We start from the raw sequence: 18,077 nt of genomic DNA, 5'->3' as shown, positions 1-18,077 counted from the left end.
GACTTGCATGTGTTAAGCACGCCGCCAGCGTTCGTCCTGAGCCAGGATCAAACTCTCCAAACAATGTCTACCGTTTGGATTGTGAATCCAAGCAATTTCCGTCATAAATGACGGGGATATGCATGTGTATCTCATGCACTGGCTTTTAACACACTGTTGAGTTCTCAAGAAACGGACGCGTACATCCCCACCAAGATCTTGGCTTAGACCCTAGTGCGGAGGCGCACATTTCATTTCCTTCAGTCTAGCAGATCCGGACGATCCTTGTCAAACCGCCCGATCCGGTAGCTTCCGGACTTGCCTCTCTTCGAGGCAACCCTGCTAACTTACTCCAACTTTCGGCGCTTGTCCAACCGTGCGGCTGGAACCGCCCGAAACCGGGGGTAGATCAGAAGGGGTGTCAGGGCAACCGCCCTACGTTGAAAACTCTAGCAGCCCCGACGGCGTCGAAGGTCCATCTTAGGTAACGAATGGACCTTCCCCGCGTTCGTATGGTTCAAACCCCGAGCCCGGCGAGCTGTGCCTCGAGCCGCTCGATGTCCGCGGCGGCCTGCTCGGCACGGCTCCTGACCTTGGTGACCACGTCATCCGGCGCCTTGGCCATGAACTGCTCGTTGCCCAGCTTGGCGGCCACCTGCGCGGCCTCCTTGCGGGCGACCGCCAGGTCCTTCTCCAGGCGCTTGCGCTCGGCCACGACGTCGATGGCGCCCGCGGTGTCGATCTCCACGGTCACCCCGCCCACCGTGAAGCTCGCCGTGGCGCTGAACGACTCCGCCGGCTCCGTGAGGCGCAGCAGCGCCCGGATCGCGCTCTCCTGGCCGACGAGCGCGGTGCCCGCCAGCCCGAGCCGGGCGGCGACCTTCTGGCCCGGCTTGAGCCCTTGATCCGAGCGGAACCTGCGGACCTCCGTCACCAGCTCCTGCAACGCCCCGATCTCCGCCTCTGCCGCAGCGTCGGTGAAGCGGGCGTCAACCTCCGGCCACGGGGCCGCCACGATCGACTCGCCGCCCGTCACGGCCCGCCAGAGCTCCTCGGTCACGAACGGCACGAGCGGATGCATCAGCCGCAGCAACGCGTCGAGCACGTGGCCGAGCACCAGCCGAGTGTGTTCGAGCCCTTCGCCGAGCTGGATCTTGGCCAGCTCCAGGTACCAGTCGCAGACCTCGTCCCACGCGAAGTGGTAGAGCAGGTCGGACGCCTTGGCGAACTCGTAGTCCTCGAAGGCCGCGTCGGCGGTCGCCACCACGGACTGCAGGCGCGACAGGATCCACCGGTCGGCCGCCGTCAGCTCGGCCCCTTCCAGCGATCCCACGGCCGCGCCGTTCATCAGGGCGAACCTGGTGGCGTTCCAGATCTTGTTGCAGAAGTTACGGGACCCGGCCGCCCACTCCTCGCTCACCGCGACGTCGGCGCCGGGGTTGGCCCCGCGCAGCAGGGTGAAGCGGGTGGCGTCGGCGCCGAAGCGTTCGATCCAGTCGAGCGGATCGACCACGTTGCCGAACGACTTGGACATCTTCTTGCCGTACTGGTCGCGGACCATGCCGTGCAGCGCGACCACACGGAACGGCGGCTCGCCGTCCATGGCGTAGAGCCCGAACATCATCATCCTGGCTACCCAGAAGAACAGGATGTCGTATCCGGTGACCAGCACGGAGGTCGGGTAGAAGCGCTGCAGCTCGGGCGTCGTGTCCGGCCAGCCGAGCGTCGAGAACGGCCACAGCGCCGAGGAGAACCACGTGTCGAGGACGTCGGAGTCCTGCGTGTAGCCGGCCGGCGGCTCCTCGTCGGGGCCCACGCACACGACCTCGCCGTCCGGCCCGTACCAGACCGGAATGCGGTGCCCCCACCAGAGCTGCCGGGAGATGCACCAGTCGTGCATGTCGTCGACCCAGTCGAAGTAGCGCTTGGCCAGCTCCGGCGGGTGGATGCGGGTGCGGCCGTCGCGGACGGCGTCGCCCGCCTCCTTGGCCAGCGGCCCGACGTTGACGAACCACTGCAGCGACAGCCTGGGCTCGACCACGGTCTTGCAGCGCGAGCAGTGGCCGACCGAGTGGAGATAGGGGCGCTTCTCGGCGACGATGCGGCCCTCGGCGCGCAGCGCGGCGACGACGGCGGGCCTGGCCTCGAAGCGGTCGAGCCCCAGGAAGGGCCCGTGCGCGGTGATGACACCGCGCTCGTCCATGACGGTGATCGACGGCAGCGAGTGACGCCGTCCGATCTCGAAGTCGTTGGGGTCGTGGGCGGGGGTCACCTTGACCGCGCCGGTGCCGAAGGCAGGGTCGACGTGCTCGTCGGCGACCACGGGGATCATGCGCCCGGTGAGCGGCAGCTCCACCATCGTGCCGACCAGGTGCGCGTAGCGCTCGTCAGAGGGGTGGACGGCCACGGCCGTGTCGCCGAGCATCGTCTCGGCGCGCGTGGTGGCCACCACGATGTCGTCGGAGTAGCGGATCGAGACCAGCTCGCCCTCGTCCTCGCTGTGCTCCACCTCGATGTCGGAGAGCGCGGTCAGGCAGCGCGGGCACCAGTTGATGATCCGCTCGGCGCGGTAGATCAGCCCGTCGTCGAACAGCTTCTTGAAGATCGTCTGCACGGCCCGGGAGAGCCCGGTGTCCATCGTGAACCGCTCGCGCGACCAGTCGACGCCGTCACCGAGCTTGCGCATCTGGCCGAGGATCCGGCCGCCGGACTCCTCCTTCCACTCCCAGACCCGCTCGACGAACGCCTCGCGCCCGAGGTCGTGCCGCGACTTGCCCTCCTTGGCCAGCTCGCGCTCGACGACGTTCTGGGTGGCGATGCCGGCGTGGTCCATGCCCGGCAGCCAGAGGGTCTCGCGCCCCTGCATGCGGGCGCGCCGCGTCAGCGCGTCCTGGATGGAGTGGTCGAGCGCGTGGCCGATGTGCAGGACGCCCGTCACGTTGGGCGGGGGCAGGACGATGCTGTACGGCACGCGCGAGCTGCCCGGGTCGGCGGTGAAGTACCCCTGGGATACCCAGCGCTCATAGCTCCGGGTCTCGACGTCGGCCGGGGTGTACTGGGTGGGCAGCTCTGGCGTTGTCACGGTGACCAATTCTAGGGAAGGTGGGAAAGCAAAACGCCCCAGGGATCGACTCCGCCGGGGCGCTTGCCGTGGTTTGTGGGATCAGGCCGACTTTTCCCGCGGCGTGCGCTGCTGCTTGGCGGCAAGCTGGTCGCGGGGTACGAGCGTCGGGATGGCGTGTTCGAGGACGGACTCGCGGGTGATGACGACGCGGGCCACGTCTTGGCGCGACGGCACTTCGTACATCACCGACTGGAGCACTTCCTCCAGGATCGCGCGCAGCCCGCGGGCGCCGGTGCCGCGCAGGATGGCCTGGTCGGCGATGGCCTCGAGGGCGCCGTCGGTGAACTCCAGCTCCACCCCGTCGAGCTCGAGCAGCTTGCGGTACTGCTTGACCAGCGCGTTGCGCGGCTCGGTGAGGATCTGGATGAGCGCCTCGCGGTCGAGGTTGTGCACCGAGGTGATGACGGGCAGACGCCCGACGAACTCGGGGATCATGCCGAACTTCAGCAGGTCCTCGGGCATCACGTCGCCGAAGATGTCGGCCGTGTCGACCTCTTCCTTCGAGCGGATGATGGCGTTGAAGCCGATGCCCTTCTTGCCGATGCGCGACTCGATGATCTTTTCCAGACCGGCGAACGCGCCGCCACAGATGAACAGCACGTTGGTGGTGTCGATCTGGATGAACTCCTGGTGCGGGTGCTTGCGGCCGCCCTGCGGGGGCACGCTCGCCGTGGTGCCCTCCAGGATCTTCAGCAGCGCCTGCTGCACGCCCTCACCGGAGACGTCGCGCGTGATCGACGGGTTTTCGCTCTTACGAGCGATCTTGTCGACCTCGTCGATGTAGATGATGCCGGTCTCGGCCTTCTTGACGTCGTAGTCGGCGGCCTGGATGAGCTTGAGGAGGATGTTCTCCACATCCTCGCCGACGTATCCCGCCTCGGTCAGCGCGGTGGCGTCGGCGATGGCGAACGGTACGTTGAGCATCTTCGCCAGGGTCTGCGCCAGCAGCGTCTTGCCCGAACCGGTCGGCCCGAGCAGCAGGATGTTGCTCTTGGCCAGCTCGAGGCCGTCGTCTCTGCCCCGGTCGCCCGACTGCACCCGCTTGTAGTGGTTGTAGACCGCCACCGAGAGGGCCTTCTTCGCCTTGTCCTGACCGATGACATAGGCGTCGAGGAACTCGTAGATCTCCCTCGGCTTGGGCAGGTTGTCCCACTTGAGCTCGGAGGACTCCGAGAGCTCCTCCTCGATGATCTCGTTGCAGAGATCGATGCACTCATCGCAGATGTAGACGCCTGGACCGGCAATGAGCTTCTTGACTTGCTTCTGACTCTTTCCACAGAAAGAGCACTTCAGCAGGTCTCCCCCGTCGCCGATGCGTGCCACCCCAGATACTCCTTTGCGTGGGACCGCCCTGCTCCTGCGAGAGCAGTGTCTCCGGACATCCTCCGGACTTGGCCGAACCGCTCAGGTTTCGACGTTACCGTCTTCTGGGCCCTCAGTGAGCCCCCTAGCGGCGAGTCGCACCGGAACGTGCCCTATTGGGCAGCGCTCCGGTGCTTCACGTCCCGTCTAGGAAGCCACGGCCTGAGCGCGCTTCTTCCTGGACGGGATGATGTCGTCGATCAGACCATACGCCTTTGCCTCGTCCGCGTTGAGAATTTTGTCGCGTTCGATGTCCTTGCGGACTTGGGCGGCGGTCTTCCCGGAGTGCCTCGCCACGATGTCCTCGAGGAGGTTTCGCATGCGAAGGATCTCGCGGGCCTGGATCTCGATGTCGCTGCCCTGGCCGCCACCCTCGGTGGACGGCTGGTGGATCAGCACCCGGGCGTTGGGCAGCGCGAATCGCTTGCCCGGGGTGCCGCCGGCCAGCAGCACGGCCGCGGCCGAGGCTGCCTGGCCCAGGCAGACGGTCTGGATCTCCGGCCGGACGAACTGCATCGTGTCGTAGATCGCCGTCATGGCGGTGAAGGAGCCACCCGGCGAGTTGATGTAGATGCTGATGTCACGGTCGGGGTCGAGCGATTCCAGCGTCAGCAGCTGGGCCATCACGTCGTTGGCCGACGCGTCGTCGATCTGCACTCCGAGGAAGATGATGCGGTCCTCGAAGAGCTTGTTATACGGGTTCATCTCCTTCACGCCATATGACGTGCGCTCGACGAAGGAGGGGAGAACGTAGCGGCTCTGGATGTTCACTTCTCTGCTCCCCCTTAGGAGACCGGGCCCTGTGAGGGCACCTGCCGCGCACTGCGGACCACGTGGTCGATGAAGCCGTAATCCTTGGCTTCCTCGGCCGTGAACCAGCGGTCGCGGTCGGAATCGGCCTCGATCTGCTCCAGCGGCTGGCCCGTGTGGTGGGCGATCCGCTCGGCCAGTGTCTTCTTCACATAGAGCATCTGCTCGGCCTGGATGGCGATGTCGGCCGCGGTGCCGCCGATGCCTCCAGACGGCTGGTGCATCATGACCCGGGCGTGGGGCAGGCCATATCGCTTGCCCTTGGTGCCCGCGGTGAGCAAGAACTGCCCCATCGAAGCGGCCATGCCCATCACAACCGTGGAAACGTCGTTCGGTACGTATTCCATCATGTCGTAGATGGCCATGCCAGCGCTCACCGAGCCACCCGGCGAGTTGATGTAGAGCGTGATGTCACGGTCGGGGTCGTCGGCCGCGAGCAGCAGGAGTTCGGCGCAGATGCGGTTGGCGATCTCGTCGTTGACCTCCTGCCCGAGCACGATGATGCGCTCCCGCAGCAGGCGCTGGTAAAGCTGGTCCTCAAGCCGGAAGGACGAGCCGTTCTCACGGCCTCGCGACTCAGGCTGATAGAAGGTCGGCGGGCTGGTCACAGCGTCACCTTCCGATGCGTCGTAATCGATTGGCTTTGCTTGTGACCTTAACGCGCGCCGCGCACAGCTCATGCCCGGTCCCCGTACTGTTCGCTGACGGCGCAGGTTCAGCACGCCCTTCTGCGGCGTGGCTCCCTGAAGAGCCGCGCACGGCCTGCCGGCTCTGGGTCCGGCACCCAGAGGCCCGTAGAAGCCCTCCGGGTGCCCACGAGCCTTCTGAGGGCCTTACACGGCCTGCACGCTTTCTTCGGCAGCTCCCCCGGAAAGGCCGAAGCCCCCGAACCGGACGGTTCGGGGGCTTCGGAAAGAGCGGAAGGCGGTTACGCCTCGGACTTCTCCCCGGCGGGCTCGTCCTCGGCGGCGGCCTCTTCCTCCACGACCTCCTGGCCGTTGATCTCGGCGTAGATCGCCTTGAGGTCCACCTCGTTGCCCTCGGTGTCGACGACCTTGGCGGCGTCGCCGAGCACCGACTTGGCCTTGTCGCGCACGATCTCGACCATGGCCAGCGTGAGCTGGTCGTTGTCGGCGAGGTGCTTGGCCAGCTCGTTGGGCTGCACGCCCATCTCCATGGCGCGGCGCACGACGAAGTTGGTCAGCTCCTGCTCGGAGACGCCCAGCTCCTCGGCCTTGACGATCTTGTCGAGCACGAAGCCGACCTTGATCGCGCGGGCGGAGTTGGTGTCGAACTCGGCGAAGCGCTCCTCCTCCGTCGTCTGGTAGAGACGGAAGAAGGCGTCGCGGCTCAGGCCGCTCTCGGCGATCTGGTGGTCGAGGTTGTGCTTGCGGGCGTCGACCTCGGCCTTGAGGGCGCTGTCCGGCAGCGGGATGTCGATCTGCTCCAGCAGCGTGTCGAGGGCCTTCTCGCGGGACTGCACGACCTGGTCGATCAGCTTGTTGCGGCGGGCCTGCTCGCGGATGCTGGTCTTGAGCTCGTCGAGCGTGTCGAACTCGCTGGCGAGCTGGGCGAACTCGTCGTCGAGCTCGGGCAGGACCTTCTCCTTGACCGACTTGACGCTGATGATCACGTCGGCCTCGTCGCCGGCGTTCTCGCCGCCGACGAGCTCGGTCTTGAAGCTCTTCTCCTCGCCCGCGGACATGCCCTCGAGCGCGGCGTCGAGGCCCTGGAGCACGGAGCCGGCGCCGACCTCGTAGGAGACCTCGCTGGCCTGCTGCTCCTCGATGTTGTCGCCGTCGATCTCGGCGCGCAGGTCCATGACGACGAAGTCGCCGTTGGCGGCCGCGCGCTCGACGCCGGTCAGCGTCGCGAAACGCTGGCGCAGGGAGTCGAGTTGGGCGTCGACGTCCTCGTCGGAAACCTCGGCGGAGTCGACCGTGACCTCGAGGCCCTGGTAGTCGGGCACCTCGAAGTTGGGCCGGATGTCGACCTCGGCGGTGAACTCGATCTGCTCGCCGTCCTCGATCTTCGTGACCTCGATGTCGGGCTGCGCGACCGGGAACACGTCGACCTCGTCGACGGCCTTGCCGTACAGCTTGGGCACCGCGTCGTTGAGGGTCTCCTCCAGCACTACCGCCCGGCCGAAGCGCTGCTCGATGATGCGGGCCGGAACCTTGCCAGGCCGGAACCCGGGGACGCGCACCTGCTGCGCGACCTTCTTGTACGCCGCATCCATGCTCGGGCGCAGCTCGTCGAACGGCACCTCGACAGTGAGCTTGACCCGGGTCGGGCTGAGCTCCTCGACAGCGGTCTTCACGGAATGGTCTCCTTGATCAAGCTACGAGTGATCGCGGGCGCGTCCATCGGTTACGGCACACGCGCCGCGCCCACATGTGCGGTGTTGGGCATGCTCCGCCACGGCGGGATCCAACGCCGATGGCCAGTCTAGGGCAGATGCGTACCCAACAACGACGTCCGCGCCGTCACAAGTCGCCCGCGATCATCCGTTACCGTCCGTCAGAACTCGTCCGCGATCGTCCGCAACAGCTCGACCGTCTCGTCCGGAGTGGTGCTCACGGCGCAGAGCCGCTCCATCACCTCGGTGTATCGGTCCACGTCTTCACGCTTGTCGAGGTAGAGCGCGCTCGCCAGCTGCTCGACGTACACGACGTCGGGCAGATCGGTGTCGGGGAAGCGCAGGACGCTGAACGCCCCGCCTTCCGCGCTGTGCCCGCCGAAGCTGAACGGCATGATCTGAATGGTGATTTTGGGCTGGCGCATCAGGTCGATGAGGTGCTCGATCTGGGCCCGCATCACCTCGACGCCGCCGATGGGGCGTCGTAGGGCGGCCTCGTCGATCACGGCCCAGAACACTGGCCCATCCGGCCTGTCGAACATCCGCTGGCGCTCCAGCCGGAGATCCACTCTTCTGGAGATCTCCTCGGCCCCGATTCCCGCCGATCCGGCGGTCACGACGGCCCTTGCGTACTCCTTGGTCTGCAGCAGTCCTGGCACGAACTGGACTTCGTAGGTCCTGATCCTGGCGGCGGCCTCTTCAAGGCCGACGTACGCCTGGAACCACGTGGGCAGGACATCGTTGAACCGGTGCCACCAACCAGGCTCGTTGGCGGTGGCGACCAGGTCGAGTACGGCGGAGCGGGCCTGCTTGTCGACGACCCCGTAGAGGGTCAGCAGGTCCGCCACGTCCCGTTCTTTGAACCCCACTCGGCCCAGCTCCATGCGGCTGATCTTGGATTCGGAGCCACGGATGAGATGGCCCGCCTCCTCACGAGTGACGTTCTTCGCTTCCCTGAGCTTGCGCAGCTGGGAGCCCAGGAGGATGCGCAGCGCCGTCGGTCCGGAACCCGGCTGGTTCTGCGTCACTTTGCCTCCTATCAAGGTCCGCACACACAGTGACACCACATTGCCGGGTATGACAAGGTCTCAACCCCGTGTCCGATTAGCAGAGTTATGCCCCAAAACGCCGCTTGCTACTGCACAATGCAAGTGCACGTGCATTTGGGTCTTGCAGGTGCAGCGATCGTGACCCATGATGGCTTAGTGCATATTGGGCCAAACATGCACTAAGTCGGACTGAACGGGGAGGTATCGGCAGCATGGTGGAGGATCCTCTGGCCACTGCCGATGCATTGCAGATCACCCGTGACGTGGGCTTCGACCACCTGCTCATGGGTGGCAAGCCGTACACGACCTCGTGCCCGTTGCCCTTTCAGGCCGACTCCGTGAAGACGGCCAGGGACGTGACCCGCTCGACCCTGAAGGGCTGGGGCCTGCACGAACTCAGCGACGACGCCGCGCTGGTGGTGTCGGAGCTCGTGACCAACGCGGTGCGCTACGCGATGTACGCGGCGGGGCGGCGGGAGATCGAGCTCTTGCTGATGCGCGTACAGCCGCACGTGCTGCTGGCGGTGGCCGACCCCAGCGACGAGGTGCCGCGCCCCAAGGAGCCGGACTTCATCTCGGAGAACGGGCGCGGCCTCTACATCGTCGAGACCTACAGTCAGTGCTGGGGCTGGGACCCGCTGGCCCGGGGCGGCAAGGCCGTGTGGGCGCTGTTCCGCACCGAGCCCTGATCATCGGTCTCGTTACTCTCCGGTCACCCCGTCGATGCGCTCGCGCAGCAGATCCGCGTGACCGTTGTGCCGCGCGTACTCCTCGATCATGTGGATGAGGATCCAGCGATGGGTGCACTCCTGCCCTCTGTGGTCGCCGACGGCGTCCAGCGGCCTGGCGTCCGAGATGGCGCGGGCGCGCTCGATCTCCTCTTCCCACGTGACGAAGGCCTCCTTGACGGAGGCGGCGTCCACTTCCTTGAAGTCGGCGTCGTTGTCGCGGTCCTTGTCCCACAGCTTGGGGAGGTCCTCGCCGTTGAGCACCCGGCGGAACCAGGAGCGTTCGACGTTCGCCATGTGCCGGACCAGGCCGAGCAGGGACATGGTCGAGGGTGAGACGGAGCGCAGGCGCAGCTGATCGTCCGACAGGCCCGCGCATTTGACGGCGAGGGTGCCGCGGTGCCATTCGAGCCAGTTGTTCAGCGTGGTCCGCTCGTCGCCGGTGAGAGCGGGCGGGATCCGGGTGTCAGTCATGATGTCCGACCTTATCCAGCTCAGTACATCGAGATGTGGACGTGGTCGTAGTGGTTCTCGGTGACGCTGCCGCGGTCCGACATGGCCCGCCAGCCCGAGCCCATGTTGATGCGCTGCTTCCAGATCACGTACTTGACGCCGAGCTTGCCCTTGTTCTTGAGCGCCCAATCCGCGATGCGGTCGCCCAGGGCGTTGTTGATGGCCGCGGGCATCGTGCCGCCGGTGCTCATCATGAAGTCGCAGGCCCGCCCGAGCGGGTGCTCGCCGCTGGAGCCCGAGCGGAAGCAGCCCACCGTGAACGGCAGCTTGAAGTTCTTGGCCAGCTCCGCCTTCATCAGCCGCGTACGGGCCGTGATGTTGTCCGAGCCCGAGGGCAGTTCCGGTGCCCAGCTCCCGTCGGACTTGCGGCCGGGACCGAGCGGCACGAGGTCCTGGAGCTTCTTCTTGATGTCGTCGATGATGTCCTCGGCCTCGGAGCGCTGTTCGGTCACGTCCTTGGCGTCCACGCCGATCTGGGTGGCCAGCGCGGCGGCCTCGTCGGAGGCCTTCTTCTTGTCGTCGCGGGCCTTGGCCACCCCTTGGACGAGGGCCTGCTGCTCGGCCGTCAGCTGCTCGAGCAGGGCGGCGCCGCCGCCGCTCTGGACCATCAGGACGGAGGGCAGCGACGGGTCGTGGTTCTGGTAGCGCATCCTGGCGAGGTCGCCGACCCGCTGCTCGGCGGCGGCCAGGGTCTTCTCCGCGGCCGCCAGCCGCTCCTTGGCCGCCTTGGCGGCCGCCTGCGCCTTGGCCAGCTCGACGCGCTTGAGGTTGTACTTCTCGATGAGCTTGTCGATCTTGCTGTTGAGCTGCTTGAGCTGGGCGCGGAGCTCGGCCTCCGACGGCTTGGGGGCAGCCGAGGCCGCGGTCGCCGGCAGGAGGGCGACGGCTGCGGCGGCGACGAGGCCGATGGCAAGAGTCGCGGGGGACGGAGCCGCCACGTGGATGTTCCTCTCCCTCTGCCGGCCGGGTTAGCTGACGGGTTCGGGCTGGGAGCTGCGTGCCCTACCACCGAAGTGGATTCACCCCAGGTGCGGGTGGGTCCCCGGCTCCCGGGCGACTCGCCCGGGATTAGGCGTGTGCCTGCTGTTACGGCCAGGCACAAAAGGGATATTAGTGGTAGATCACGAGTAACGCGACCCCCATTAGAAATCTAATAGTGATCTACCTGTGATCGAAGCATCCGGGCGGCCTCCTCCGGCAGCACGTCGTTCACGAACGCGCCCATCGCGGACTCCGACCCGGCCAGGTACTTGAGCTTGCCCGGCGCCCGCCTGATGCTGAACAGCTCCAGGTGCAGGTAGCCGAGCTCGCGGTCCTGCCGCACGGGCGCCTGGTGCCAGGCCGAGATGTACGGCATCACCACGCCGAACAGGTCGTCGAAGGCCCGCAGCACCGAGGTGTAGAGGGGCGCGAACGCCGACCGCTCCTCCTCCGTCAGCGCGGCCAGATCGGGCACCTGCCGGTGCGGGTAGATGTGCACCTCGTACGGCCACCGCGCGGCGGCCGGCACGAACGCCGTCCACAGCTCGTTGGCGGCCACCACACGCGTCCCCGCGGCCCGCTCGGCGGCCAGCACGTCGGCGAACAGGTTCCCCTTCGTGTAGCGCCTGGCGGCGGCGAGCTGGAGCCTGGTCCTGGGCGTGACGTACGGGTAGGCGTAGATCTGGCCGTGCGGGTGGGCCAGCGTGATGCCGATCTCCTCGCCCCGGTTCTCGAAGCAGAACACCTGCTCCACGCCCTCGATCCCGGACAGCTCGGCCGTCCGGTCGGCCCACGCCTCCATGACCAGCTCCACCTGGCCGTCGGAGAGCTGGGAGAACGACGACGAATGCTCAGAGGTGAAGCAGACCACCTCGCACCGCCCCACTCCCGGCCGGACCTCACTCAGGCCCCCCACGTCTGTATAAGTCCCGAAATTGGTGGAGAAGGAGGGGAATCGGTTCTCGAACACCACCACGTCGTAGTCGTACGCCGGGATCTCCGACGAGCGCGTGTCCGACGACGGGCACAGCGGGCACTCGTTCGCCGAGCCGGTCGGCTGGAACGTGCGCGTCTGCCGGTGCCCCGCCATCGCGATCCATTCCTCGGTCAGCGGGTCGTAGCGCAGCTCGGAGGCCACCGGCCGGGGGTCGAGGACCCGCCGGTCGATCGCGCTCCGGTCGGCGTCGTCCCGCTGATCGAAGTAGATCAGCTCACGGCCGTCGGCCAGATGGGTGATGGTGCGCTTCACGAGCCCTCCGCGATGATCAGTTCTCCGGCCCGTTCGGCCAGCTCCATGCGTGCGTCCTCAGGCAGCCCCGCGTCGCTGACGACCACGTCGGCCTCGGTCAGCTCGGCGATGGTGCTGATGCCGACCGTGTTCCACTTCGTGTGGTCGGCGGGGATGACCAGCCGGTTGGCGGCCGCCACCAGCTCCCTGTCGGTCTCCGATTCCAGCAGGTTGGGGGTGGTGAACCCGGCCCGCACGCTCATCCCGTGCACGCCGAGGAACAGCGTGTCCACGTGCAGGCGGCGGATCGCGGCCACAGCCACCGGGCCCACCAGCGCGTCGGACGGCGTGCGCACGCCGCCGGTCAGCACGACCGTGCGGTCGGAGCGCGGGTTGCGGTGGAAGACCTCGGCGACGGGGATCGAATTGGTGATCACCGTCAGCTCGGGGACGGCGATCAGATGGCGGGCCAGCGCCCACGTGGTGGTGCCCGCCGAGAGCGCCACGGCCGTGCCAGGCCGGACGAGGCCGGCCGCGCGGCGCGCGATGGCCTCCTTCTCCTGCTGCTGGCGGGCCGACTTGGCGGTGAAGCCCGGCTCCTCGGTGGAGCCGGGGCCGAGGGCGGTGGCGCCGCCGTGCACCTTCTCCAGCAACCCGCGCTCGGCCAGCACCTCGAGGTCCCGACGGATGGTCATGTCGGATACGCCCAGCTCGCGGACCAGGTCCGCGACCCGGACGCCGCCGTTGCTGCGCACGCGTTCGAGGATCGTCTGCTGACGCTGCTGTGCGAGCACGCCCGCTCCTTCCAACAGATTCCACCAAATTATGACACGGAATTGTTGGGGAATGTTAGTTCGCGTGCTGCGCTTGCGCTGGTCAGCACGGGCGGGGAGGCTCGTGGCGTAGCCGATCATTGGCCCGATCACCGGAGGCGAGCTTATGGCCAGGCGCTCACGCAAGGGCAAGGCACGCAAGAAGAAGAAGGCGAACCACGGCAAGCGCCCCACGGCGCGTTGACCGGGTGGCCGCCTCTTCCGGCGGCCACCCCGCTTTCAGCCCGGCAGCTCGGTCAGGGCCTGCTCGATGCGGTCCTGCGGCAGCGTGTAGTCCTCCAGGTGCCCGGCCAGGTAGCGGTCGTACGCGCCCAGGTCGAAGTGGCCGTGGCCGCAGAGCGCGGTCAGGATCACCTTCTCCTCGCCGCTCTCCTTGCACCGCAGGGCCTCGGCGATCGTCTCCGCGAGCGCGTGCGTGGGCTCCGGGGCGGGCACGATGCCCTCGGTCCTGGCGAAGCGGACACCGGCCTCGAAACACTCGCTCTGGGCGCGGGTGACCGCCTCGAACAGGCCCAGCTCGTACATGTGCGACAGCAGCGGCGACATGCCGTGGTAGCGCAGGCCGCCCGCGTGGATCGGGTCGGGGATGAACGCGTGCCCCAGCGTGTGCATCTTGAGCAGCGGCGTGAGGCCCGCGGTGTCGCCGAAGTCGTAGGCGTACACGCCGCGCGTGAACGACGGGCAGGCGGTCGGCTCGACCGCCCTGAACACCGTCCGTATCCGCCCGGCCAGCTTCTCGCGCAGGAACGGGAAGGTGAGGCCGGCGAAGTTCGAGCCGCCGCCGGTGCAGCCGATGACCAGGTCCGGCATCTCGGGCAGCTGTTCCAGCGCCTCCTCGCCGATCACGGTCTGGTGCAGGAGCACGTGGTTGAGTACCGAGCCGAGCGCGTACCGGGCGTCGGGCGTGGCGGCGGCCACCTCGACGGCCTCGCTGATCGCGATGCCCAGGCTGCCGGGCGAGTCCGGGTCGTCCGCCAGCACCTTGCTGCCCGAGCCGGTGACGGGTGACGGGCTGGCGTGGACGGTGGCGCCGTACACCTGCATGAGAGAGCGGCGGTACGGCTTCTGGTCGTACGAGGCCCGCACCATCCAGATCTGGCATTCGAGGTCGAACTGGGAGCAGGCGAACGCCAGGGCCGACCCCCACTGCCCGGCGCCCGTCTCGGTGGTCAGCAGCCGCACCCCTTCGCGGGCGTTGTAGTACGCCTGGGGCACGGCCGTGTTCGCCTTGTGCGACCCGGCGGGCGAGACCCCCTCGTACTTGTAGTAGATCCTGGCCGGCGTATCGAGGGCCTTCTCGAGCCGGCGCGCCCGGATCAGCGGCGTCGGCCGCCAGAGCCGGTAGACGTCGAGCACCTCTTGCGGGATCGGGACGAACCGCTCACCGCTCACCTCCTGACCGATCAGCTCCATCGGGAAGAGCGGCGCCAGGTCGTCGGGCCCCACGGGCTCGCGCGTCGCCGGGTGCAGCGGCGGCGGAGGCGGGGCGGGCAGGTCGGGAACGATGTTGTACCACTGGCTGGGGATCATCGCCCCAGTCTGCGCCGCTCACGCTCCGTGTTCCAGCATCACGCGTCGCGGGTCATGACGGCGAGTCTGCGGGGATGATCGGCCCTGACCACGACGTCGGCCGCCCGCTGGGGGCGGGCCTCGCGCTCGTACCGCTCGTACGCGGGCAGCCGCCACCACTCGTCCTCGGAGGTCCCGCGCTCCAGCGCCCCCGCCGACAGCCACACGTGCACGCTGACCTCGAACGCCAGCCCCCGTCCCAGCAGCAGCGTCCCGTCCACGATCAGCACCCCGCCCGGGGGCAGCTCCTCGTACGGCACCCGGTACGCCCGGTCGACACGGCTGTCCCAGAGGCGCGGCAGCACCCGCCCCGAGCCGCCCTCGTCCAAGGGCTCCAGCACTTCCCTCTGGAGCGCCTTGACGTCGAGCCAGTCCTCGTAGAAGGCGTCCGGATCGGTCCTGCCGTGCTCCAGCCGCAGGGACGCGGGCCGCAGGAAGTCGTCCGCCGACACGCGCAGCACGGGCCGCCCGCGCAACCGGAGCGGGGCGACGAGCTCGTCCGCCAGCGTCCCGGGACGCGCCGCCGCAGCTCCGTCCACGGCCATCCGCACCCACCCCGGCCGTCCGGCGACCCGTTCGGCCAGCTCCTCGACGAGGCCGTCCCGGGAGATCGCTCGCGCGCGCATGCCTACGATCGCAGGCCCGCCACGAACCGGTCCATCTCCGCGGTCACGTCCCTGAGGATCTCGACCGATCGGACCGGGTCCTCGAAGGCCTCCAAGCCGTGATCGGCGCCGGGGACCTCCAGGTACGGGTGGCCCAGCCCACGCGCGACCTCCCCGTCCCAGAGCTTGTCGGCGCTCCCGCCCACCAGCAGCGTGGGCGCCCCGGTGCGGCGCAGCGCCTCGACGAGGGCCTCATGCCTGAGCAGCGGGGTGAGCCAGATCGCGGGCAGCTCCCGCTCGGCGGCCAGCGGCGCGGCGAACGTGCCGAGCGACTTGCCGACCAGGAGCAGGCGCTCGGCCCGCTCACCGTCGAGCGCCTGCCGGGCCTGCTCCATGACCCAGCCGGCCAGCTCCCCCGCGTCCTGGGTCGCCGGCGACTGCCACCAGACCTCCAGCACAGACCAGCCGTGCCGCCTGAGGACCGCGCCGGCGAAGTGGAGGAGGGGACGGGCGGGCACGTAGCCCCTTCCGGGAAGCAGCACGGCCACCCGATCAGGATCGCCGTCGTGCCGCGCCGCAGCCCCGAAGATCCTTTCTGGCACCATCCCCCAAGGATAGGCACATCGGCGAAGGCCTGATCGGCCTCAGGTCTTCACCTGCACCTCCAGCCGTCGTCCACGTCGGCCAAGGTGTCTCGCACGGACGCCGGCAGTTCGAAGATCCACGGGGCGATGCCCTTCGCGTGAAGAGCGCCCACGTACCGACTTCATCTCGTCGGACTCACCTTCGCGAAAGAACTCGAAAGGCCAGGCCGCTTACTCGCTGACCTGGCCTTTCGCCGTCTGGAGCGGACGACGGGAATCGAACCCGCGTAGCTAGTTTGGAAGACTAGGGCTCTACCATTGAGCTACGTCCGCGCGAACCGGTCGAACTCTGGTCTAGACTTCATCCGGTCGTTAGGGCGTAAGCGTACCGGAGTCCCGGAGCGCATGCGCACTCGGCGAGGCGGGGCGTGGCGCAGCTTGGCAGCGCGCTTGCTTTGGGAGCAAGAAGTCGCAGGTTCAAATCCTGTCGCCCCGACCAGATCGAAGGCCACCTCCACCACGGAGGTGGCCTTCGGCGTTTCACGCCGGTCAGGGCATGCGGGCGATCAGCGACTTCGGGGCGATCTGGCGGTAGGCGTCGGCGACGATCTCCGCGACCTCCGTCCAGTCCACCTCCACGTCCAGGTAGACCCCCAGCCACCCCCGGTGCCCCACGTACGGCGGGCGGAAGAAGCGGTCCGGGTCCTCGGCCACCAGCTCCCCCTGCGTCCCGGGAGGCGCGGCGCACCAGAAGGCGAGCCGGTCGTCGTGGTGGTGGTCGGCGAACATCACGAACGTCTTCTTCCCACGGACGAACCAGGTCGGCTCCCCGTGGCTGGGCCGTTCGGTGACCTCCGGCAGCGCGAGGCAGAGGGCGCGCAGCCGTTCCAGGGCGTCCATGGCCGGGGCGTCAGCCGGTCAGCGTGAGCGGGTTGACCAGGTCGGCGTAGACCAGCAGGCCAGCCATGATCATCATGGCGAACGCGATCACGTACGTCAGCGGCAGCACCTTGGCGATGTCCACGTAGGCCGGCTCCGGCCGCCGCATGACCTTGGCGTAGGCCCGCTTGATGCCCTCCCACAGCCCGCCGGCGATGTGGCCGCCGTCGAGCGGCAGCAGCGGGATGAGGTTGAACATGCCGATCGCCAGGTTGAACCCGGCCAGCAGGTTGACGAAGAAGGCGATCTTGTTCGTGTTGGACAGGTCGGAGGCGAGGATCTCGCCGCCCAGGCGGCCCGCGCCGACCACGCCCACCGGGCCCTCGGGGTCGCGCGCCTCGCCGGAGAAGGCCGCCTGCCAGACGCCGACCATCTTCTGCGGCAGGTTGACGATCGAGCCCGCCACCCGGCCCATCAGCCCGCCCATGTAGCCGATCACCTGGCCCATACTCTGCTGCTGCATGACCTCCGTGGGCCGGACACCCAGGAAGCCGACGTTCTTGTCGATCTTCTTCGGGTCCTGCGGGTTGGGCCGGTCCTGGGCGATGAGCGCGACGTTGAGGGTCATGGGCTTGCCGTCACGGACGATGCCGAGCGCGACCGGGCCGGCGCCGTGCGAGCGGATCAGGCGGGTGGCGTCGTCCCAGGAGCCGATCTTCTGGCCGTCGAAGGAGACCATGCGGTCGCCGCCCTTCAAACCTGCCAGGGCGGCCGGGGTGGGCTGGTCGGTGGGCTTGCACGTGTTGCGGTGCTCCGAGATCGGGATCACGCATGTGTCGGTCTCGGGCGACACGATCGGGGCCAAGGTGGGCAGGCCGATGCCGACCAGCAGGACGCTGAAGAAGACGAACGCGAGCACGAAGTTCATCAGCGGGCCGCCGGACATGATGATGACCTTCTGCCACCACTTCTTCCGGTAGAAGACCCGGTCCTCGTCGCCGGGGCGCACCTCCTCCTGCGCCGCTTCGCGGGCGGAGTCGATGAGGCCCTGGAACGGCCCCGTCGAGGCGCTCCTGAGCTTGGTCGGGTCGTCACCGGGGCGCGGCGGCAGCATGCCGATCATGCGGATGTAGCCGCCGAACGGGATCCACTTGATGCCGTACTCGGTCTCGCCCTTGCGCCGTGACCAGGCGGTCGAGCCGAAGCCGACCATGTACTGGGTCACCTTGACGCCAAAGATCTTGGCCGGCACGAGATGTCCGATCTCGTGCAACGCGATGGAGAACATCAGCCCGAGGAGAAAGAGGATGATCCCCACGATGTAGAGCCAGTTCATCTATGCGCGCTCCGTAGCCGACGACAGGGGTGGACGAACCGTCCGACAGCCCCAGGGTAGTCGAACAACCCCCGCTCCACGGCTTGCGTGCCATTTAGAGAGGATTGACAGTCCGCTATCAAACAATCACTCTGGGTG

General features: G+C 67.7%; 16 protein-coding genes, 2 tRNA genes, 1 rRNA gene and 1 riboswitch. Of the genes, 2 read left to right on the top strand and 17 right to left on the bottom strand.

Translation table 11 applies throughout. The features are described from left to right. From AB0L65_RS18535 to AB0L65_RS18505, 7 genes are all read right to left on the bottom strand, one after another. Positions 1-63, bottom strand: a 16S ribosomal RNA gene (locus tag AB0L65_RS18535); the annotation flags it as partial. 433 nt (positions 64-496) lie between these two features. After that, entirely contained in the window at positions 497-3,061 is a 2,565-nt protein-coding gene (locus AB0L65_RS18530) for a valine--tRNA ligase (RefSeq protein WP_364246643.1), read from the bottom strand. A gap of 81 nt (positions 3,062-3,142) precedes the next feature. Further along, complete coding sequence (gene clpX, locus AB0L65_RS18525) at positions 3,143-4,426, bottom strand: ATP-dependent Clp protease ATP-binding subunit ClpX (protein WP_185067261.1); 1,284 nt, start codon at positions 4,424-4,426, stop codon at positions 3,143-3,145. Positions 4,427-4,612: 186 nt separating this feature from the next. Continuing rightward, a complete protein-coding gene (locus AB0L65_RS18520) occupies positions 4,613-5,236 on the bottom strand; it encodes an ATP-dependent Clp protease proteolytic subunit (protein ID WP_192786903.1) in 624 nt (207 codons plus the stop codon). A 14-nt stretch (positions 5,237-5,250) separates the two neighbouring features. Continuing rightward, complete coding sequence (locus AB0L65_RS18515) at positions 5,251-5,883, bottom strand: ATP-dependent Clp protease proteolytic subunit (RefSeq protein WP_185078200.1); 633 nt, start codon at positions 5,881-5,883, stop codon at positions 5,251-5,253. Positions 5,884-6,203: 320 nt separating this feature from the next. After that, complete coding sequence (gene tig, locus AB0L65_RS18510; protein WP_364246640.1) at positions 6,204-7,595, bottom strand: trigger factor; 1,392 nt, start codon at positions 7,593-7,595, stop codon at positions 6,204-6,206. 200 nt (positions 7,596-7,795) lie between these two features. Continuing rightward, positions 7,796-8,662 (bottom strand): helix-turn-helix transcriptional regulator, encoded by an 867-nt coding sequence (locus AB0L65_RS18505; protein WP_185067264.1) that lies wholly within the window; start codon positions 8,660-8,662, stop codon positions 7,796-7,798. A 233-nt stretch (positions 8,663-8,895) separates the two neighbouring features. Between AB0L65_RS18505 and AB0L65_RS18500 the strand changes: the two genes are divergently transcribed. Beyond that, positions 8,896-9,372, top strand: coding sequence for an ATP-binding protein (locus AB0L65_RS18500; protein ID WP_357745423.1), 477 nt, complete (start codon positions 8,896-8,898; stop codon positions 9,370-9,372). 12 nt (positions 9,373-9,384) lie between these two features. Here AB0L65_RS18500 and AB0L65_RS18495 read toward each other — a convergent pair whose 3' ends face one another. From AB0L65_RS18495 to AB0L65_RS18460, 8 genes are all read right to left on the bottom strand, one after another. Continuing rightward, the gene (locus AB0L65_RS18495; protein WP_364246637.1) at positions 9,385-9,885 is read right to left on the bottom strand and encodes a DinB family protein; all 501 of its coding nucleotides are present in this window, start codon (positions 9,883-9,885) and stop codon (positions 9,385-9,387) included. A 20-nt stretch (positions 9,886-9,905) separates the two neighbouring features. After that, entirely contained in the window at positions 9,906-10,862 is a 957-nt protein-coding gene (locus tag AB0L65_RS18490) for a hypothetical protein (RefSeq protein WP_364246635.1), read from the bottom strand. A gap of 5 nt (positions 10,863-10,867) precedes the next feature. After that, positions 10,868-11,009, bottom strand: a riboswitch (cyclic di-AMP (ydaO/yuaA leader). 65 nt (positions 11,010-11,074) lie between these two features. Further along, positions 11,075-12,154: a galactose-1-phosphate uridylyltransferase gene (gene galT / locus AB0L65_RS18485; RefSeq protein WP_364246632.1), complete on the bottom strand. Its 1,080-nt coding sequence runs from the start codon at positions 12,152-12,154 to the stop codon at positions 11,075-11,077. After that, positions 12,151-12,927: a DeoR/GlpR family DNA-binding transcription regulator gene (locus AB0L65_RS18480; RefSeq protein WP_350731483.1), complete on the bottom strand. Its 777-nt coding sequence runs from the start codon at positions 12,925-12,927 to the stop codon at positions 12,151-12,153. The genes galT and AB0L65_RS18480 overlap by 4 nt, the downstream gene beginning before the upstream one ends. Before the next feature lie 258 nt (positions 12,928-13,185). After that, positions 13,186-14,496, bottom strand: coding sequence for a TrpB-like pyridoxal phosphate-dependent enzyme (locus tag AB0L65_RS18475; RefSeq protein WP_364246629.1), 1,311 nt, complete (start codon positions 14,494-14,496; stop codon positions 13,186-13,188). A 38-nt stretch (positions 14,497-14,534) separates the two neighbouring features. Further along, complete coding sequence (locus AB0L65_RS18470; RefSeq protein ID WP_364246627.1) at positions 14,535-15,161, bottom strand: uridine kinase; 627 nt, start codon at positions 15,159-15,161, stop codon at positions 14,535-14,537. A gap of 2 nt (positions 15,162-15,163) precedes the next feature. Then, the gene (locus AB0L65_RS18465) at positions 15,164-15,745 is read right to left on the bottom strand and encodes a hypothetical protein (protein ID WP_364246625.1); all 582 of its coding nucleotides are present in this window, start codon (positions 15,743-15,745) and stop codon (positions 15,164-15,166) included. A 238-nt stretch (positions 15,746-15,983) separates the two neighbouring features. After that, positions 15,984-16,057 (bottom strand) — tRNA-Gly (locus tag AB0L65_RS18460). An 89-nt stretch (positions 16,058-16,146) separates the two neighbouring features. Between AB0L65_RS18460 and AB0L65_RS18455 the strand changes: the two genes are divergently transcribed. Next, a tRNA-Pro gene (locus tag AB0L65_RS18455) sits at positions 16,147-16,223 on the top strand. A gap of 50 nt (positions 16,224-16,273) precedes the next feature. Here AB0L65_RS18455 and AB0L65_RS18450 read toward each other — a convergent pair. Together AB0L65_RS18450 and AB0L65_RS18445 are read right to left on the bottom strand one after the other, a co-directional pair. Next, positions 16,274-16,624: an MmcQ/YjbR family DNA-binding protein gene (locus tag AB0L65_RS18450; RefSeq protein ID WP_355200209.1), complete on the bottom strand. Its 351-nt coding sequence runs from the start codon at positions 16,622-16,624 to the stop codon at positions 16,274-16,276. A 10-nt stretch (positions 16,625-16,634) separates the two neighbouring features. Then, complete coding sequence (locus AB0L65_RS18445) at positions 16,635-17,939, bottom strand: site-2 protease family protein (protein WP_364246623.1); 1,305 nt, start codon at positions 17,937-17,939, stop codon at positions 16,635-16,637. Between the last annotated feature and the right edge of the window lie 138 nt (positions 17,940-18,077).

This window comes from Nonomuraea sp. NPDC052116 (assembly GCF_040680035.1).
GTDB lineage: Bacteria > Actinomycetota > Actinomycetes > Streptosporangiales > Streptosporangiaceae > Nonomuraea > Nonomuraea angiospora_A.
Note: the sequence above shows the minus strand (reverse complement) of the source record. Positions and strands in the feature narration are given on the sequence as shown.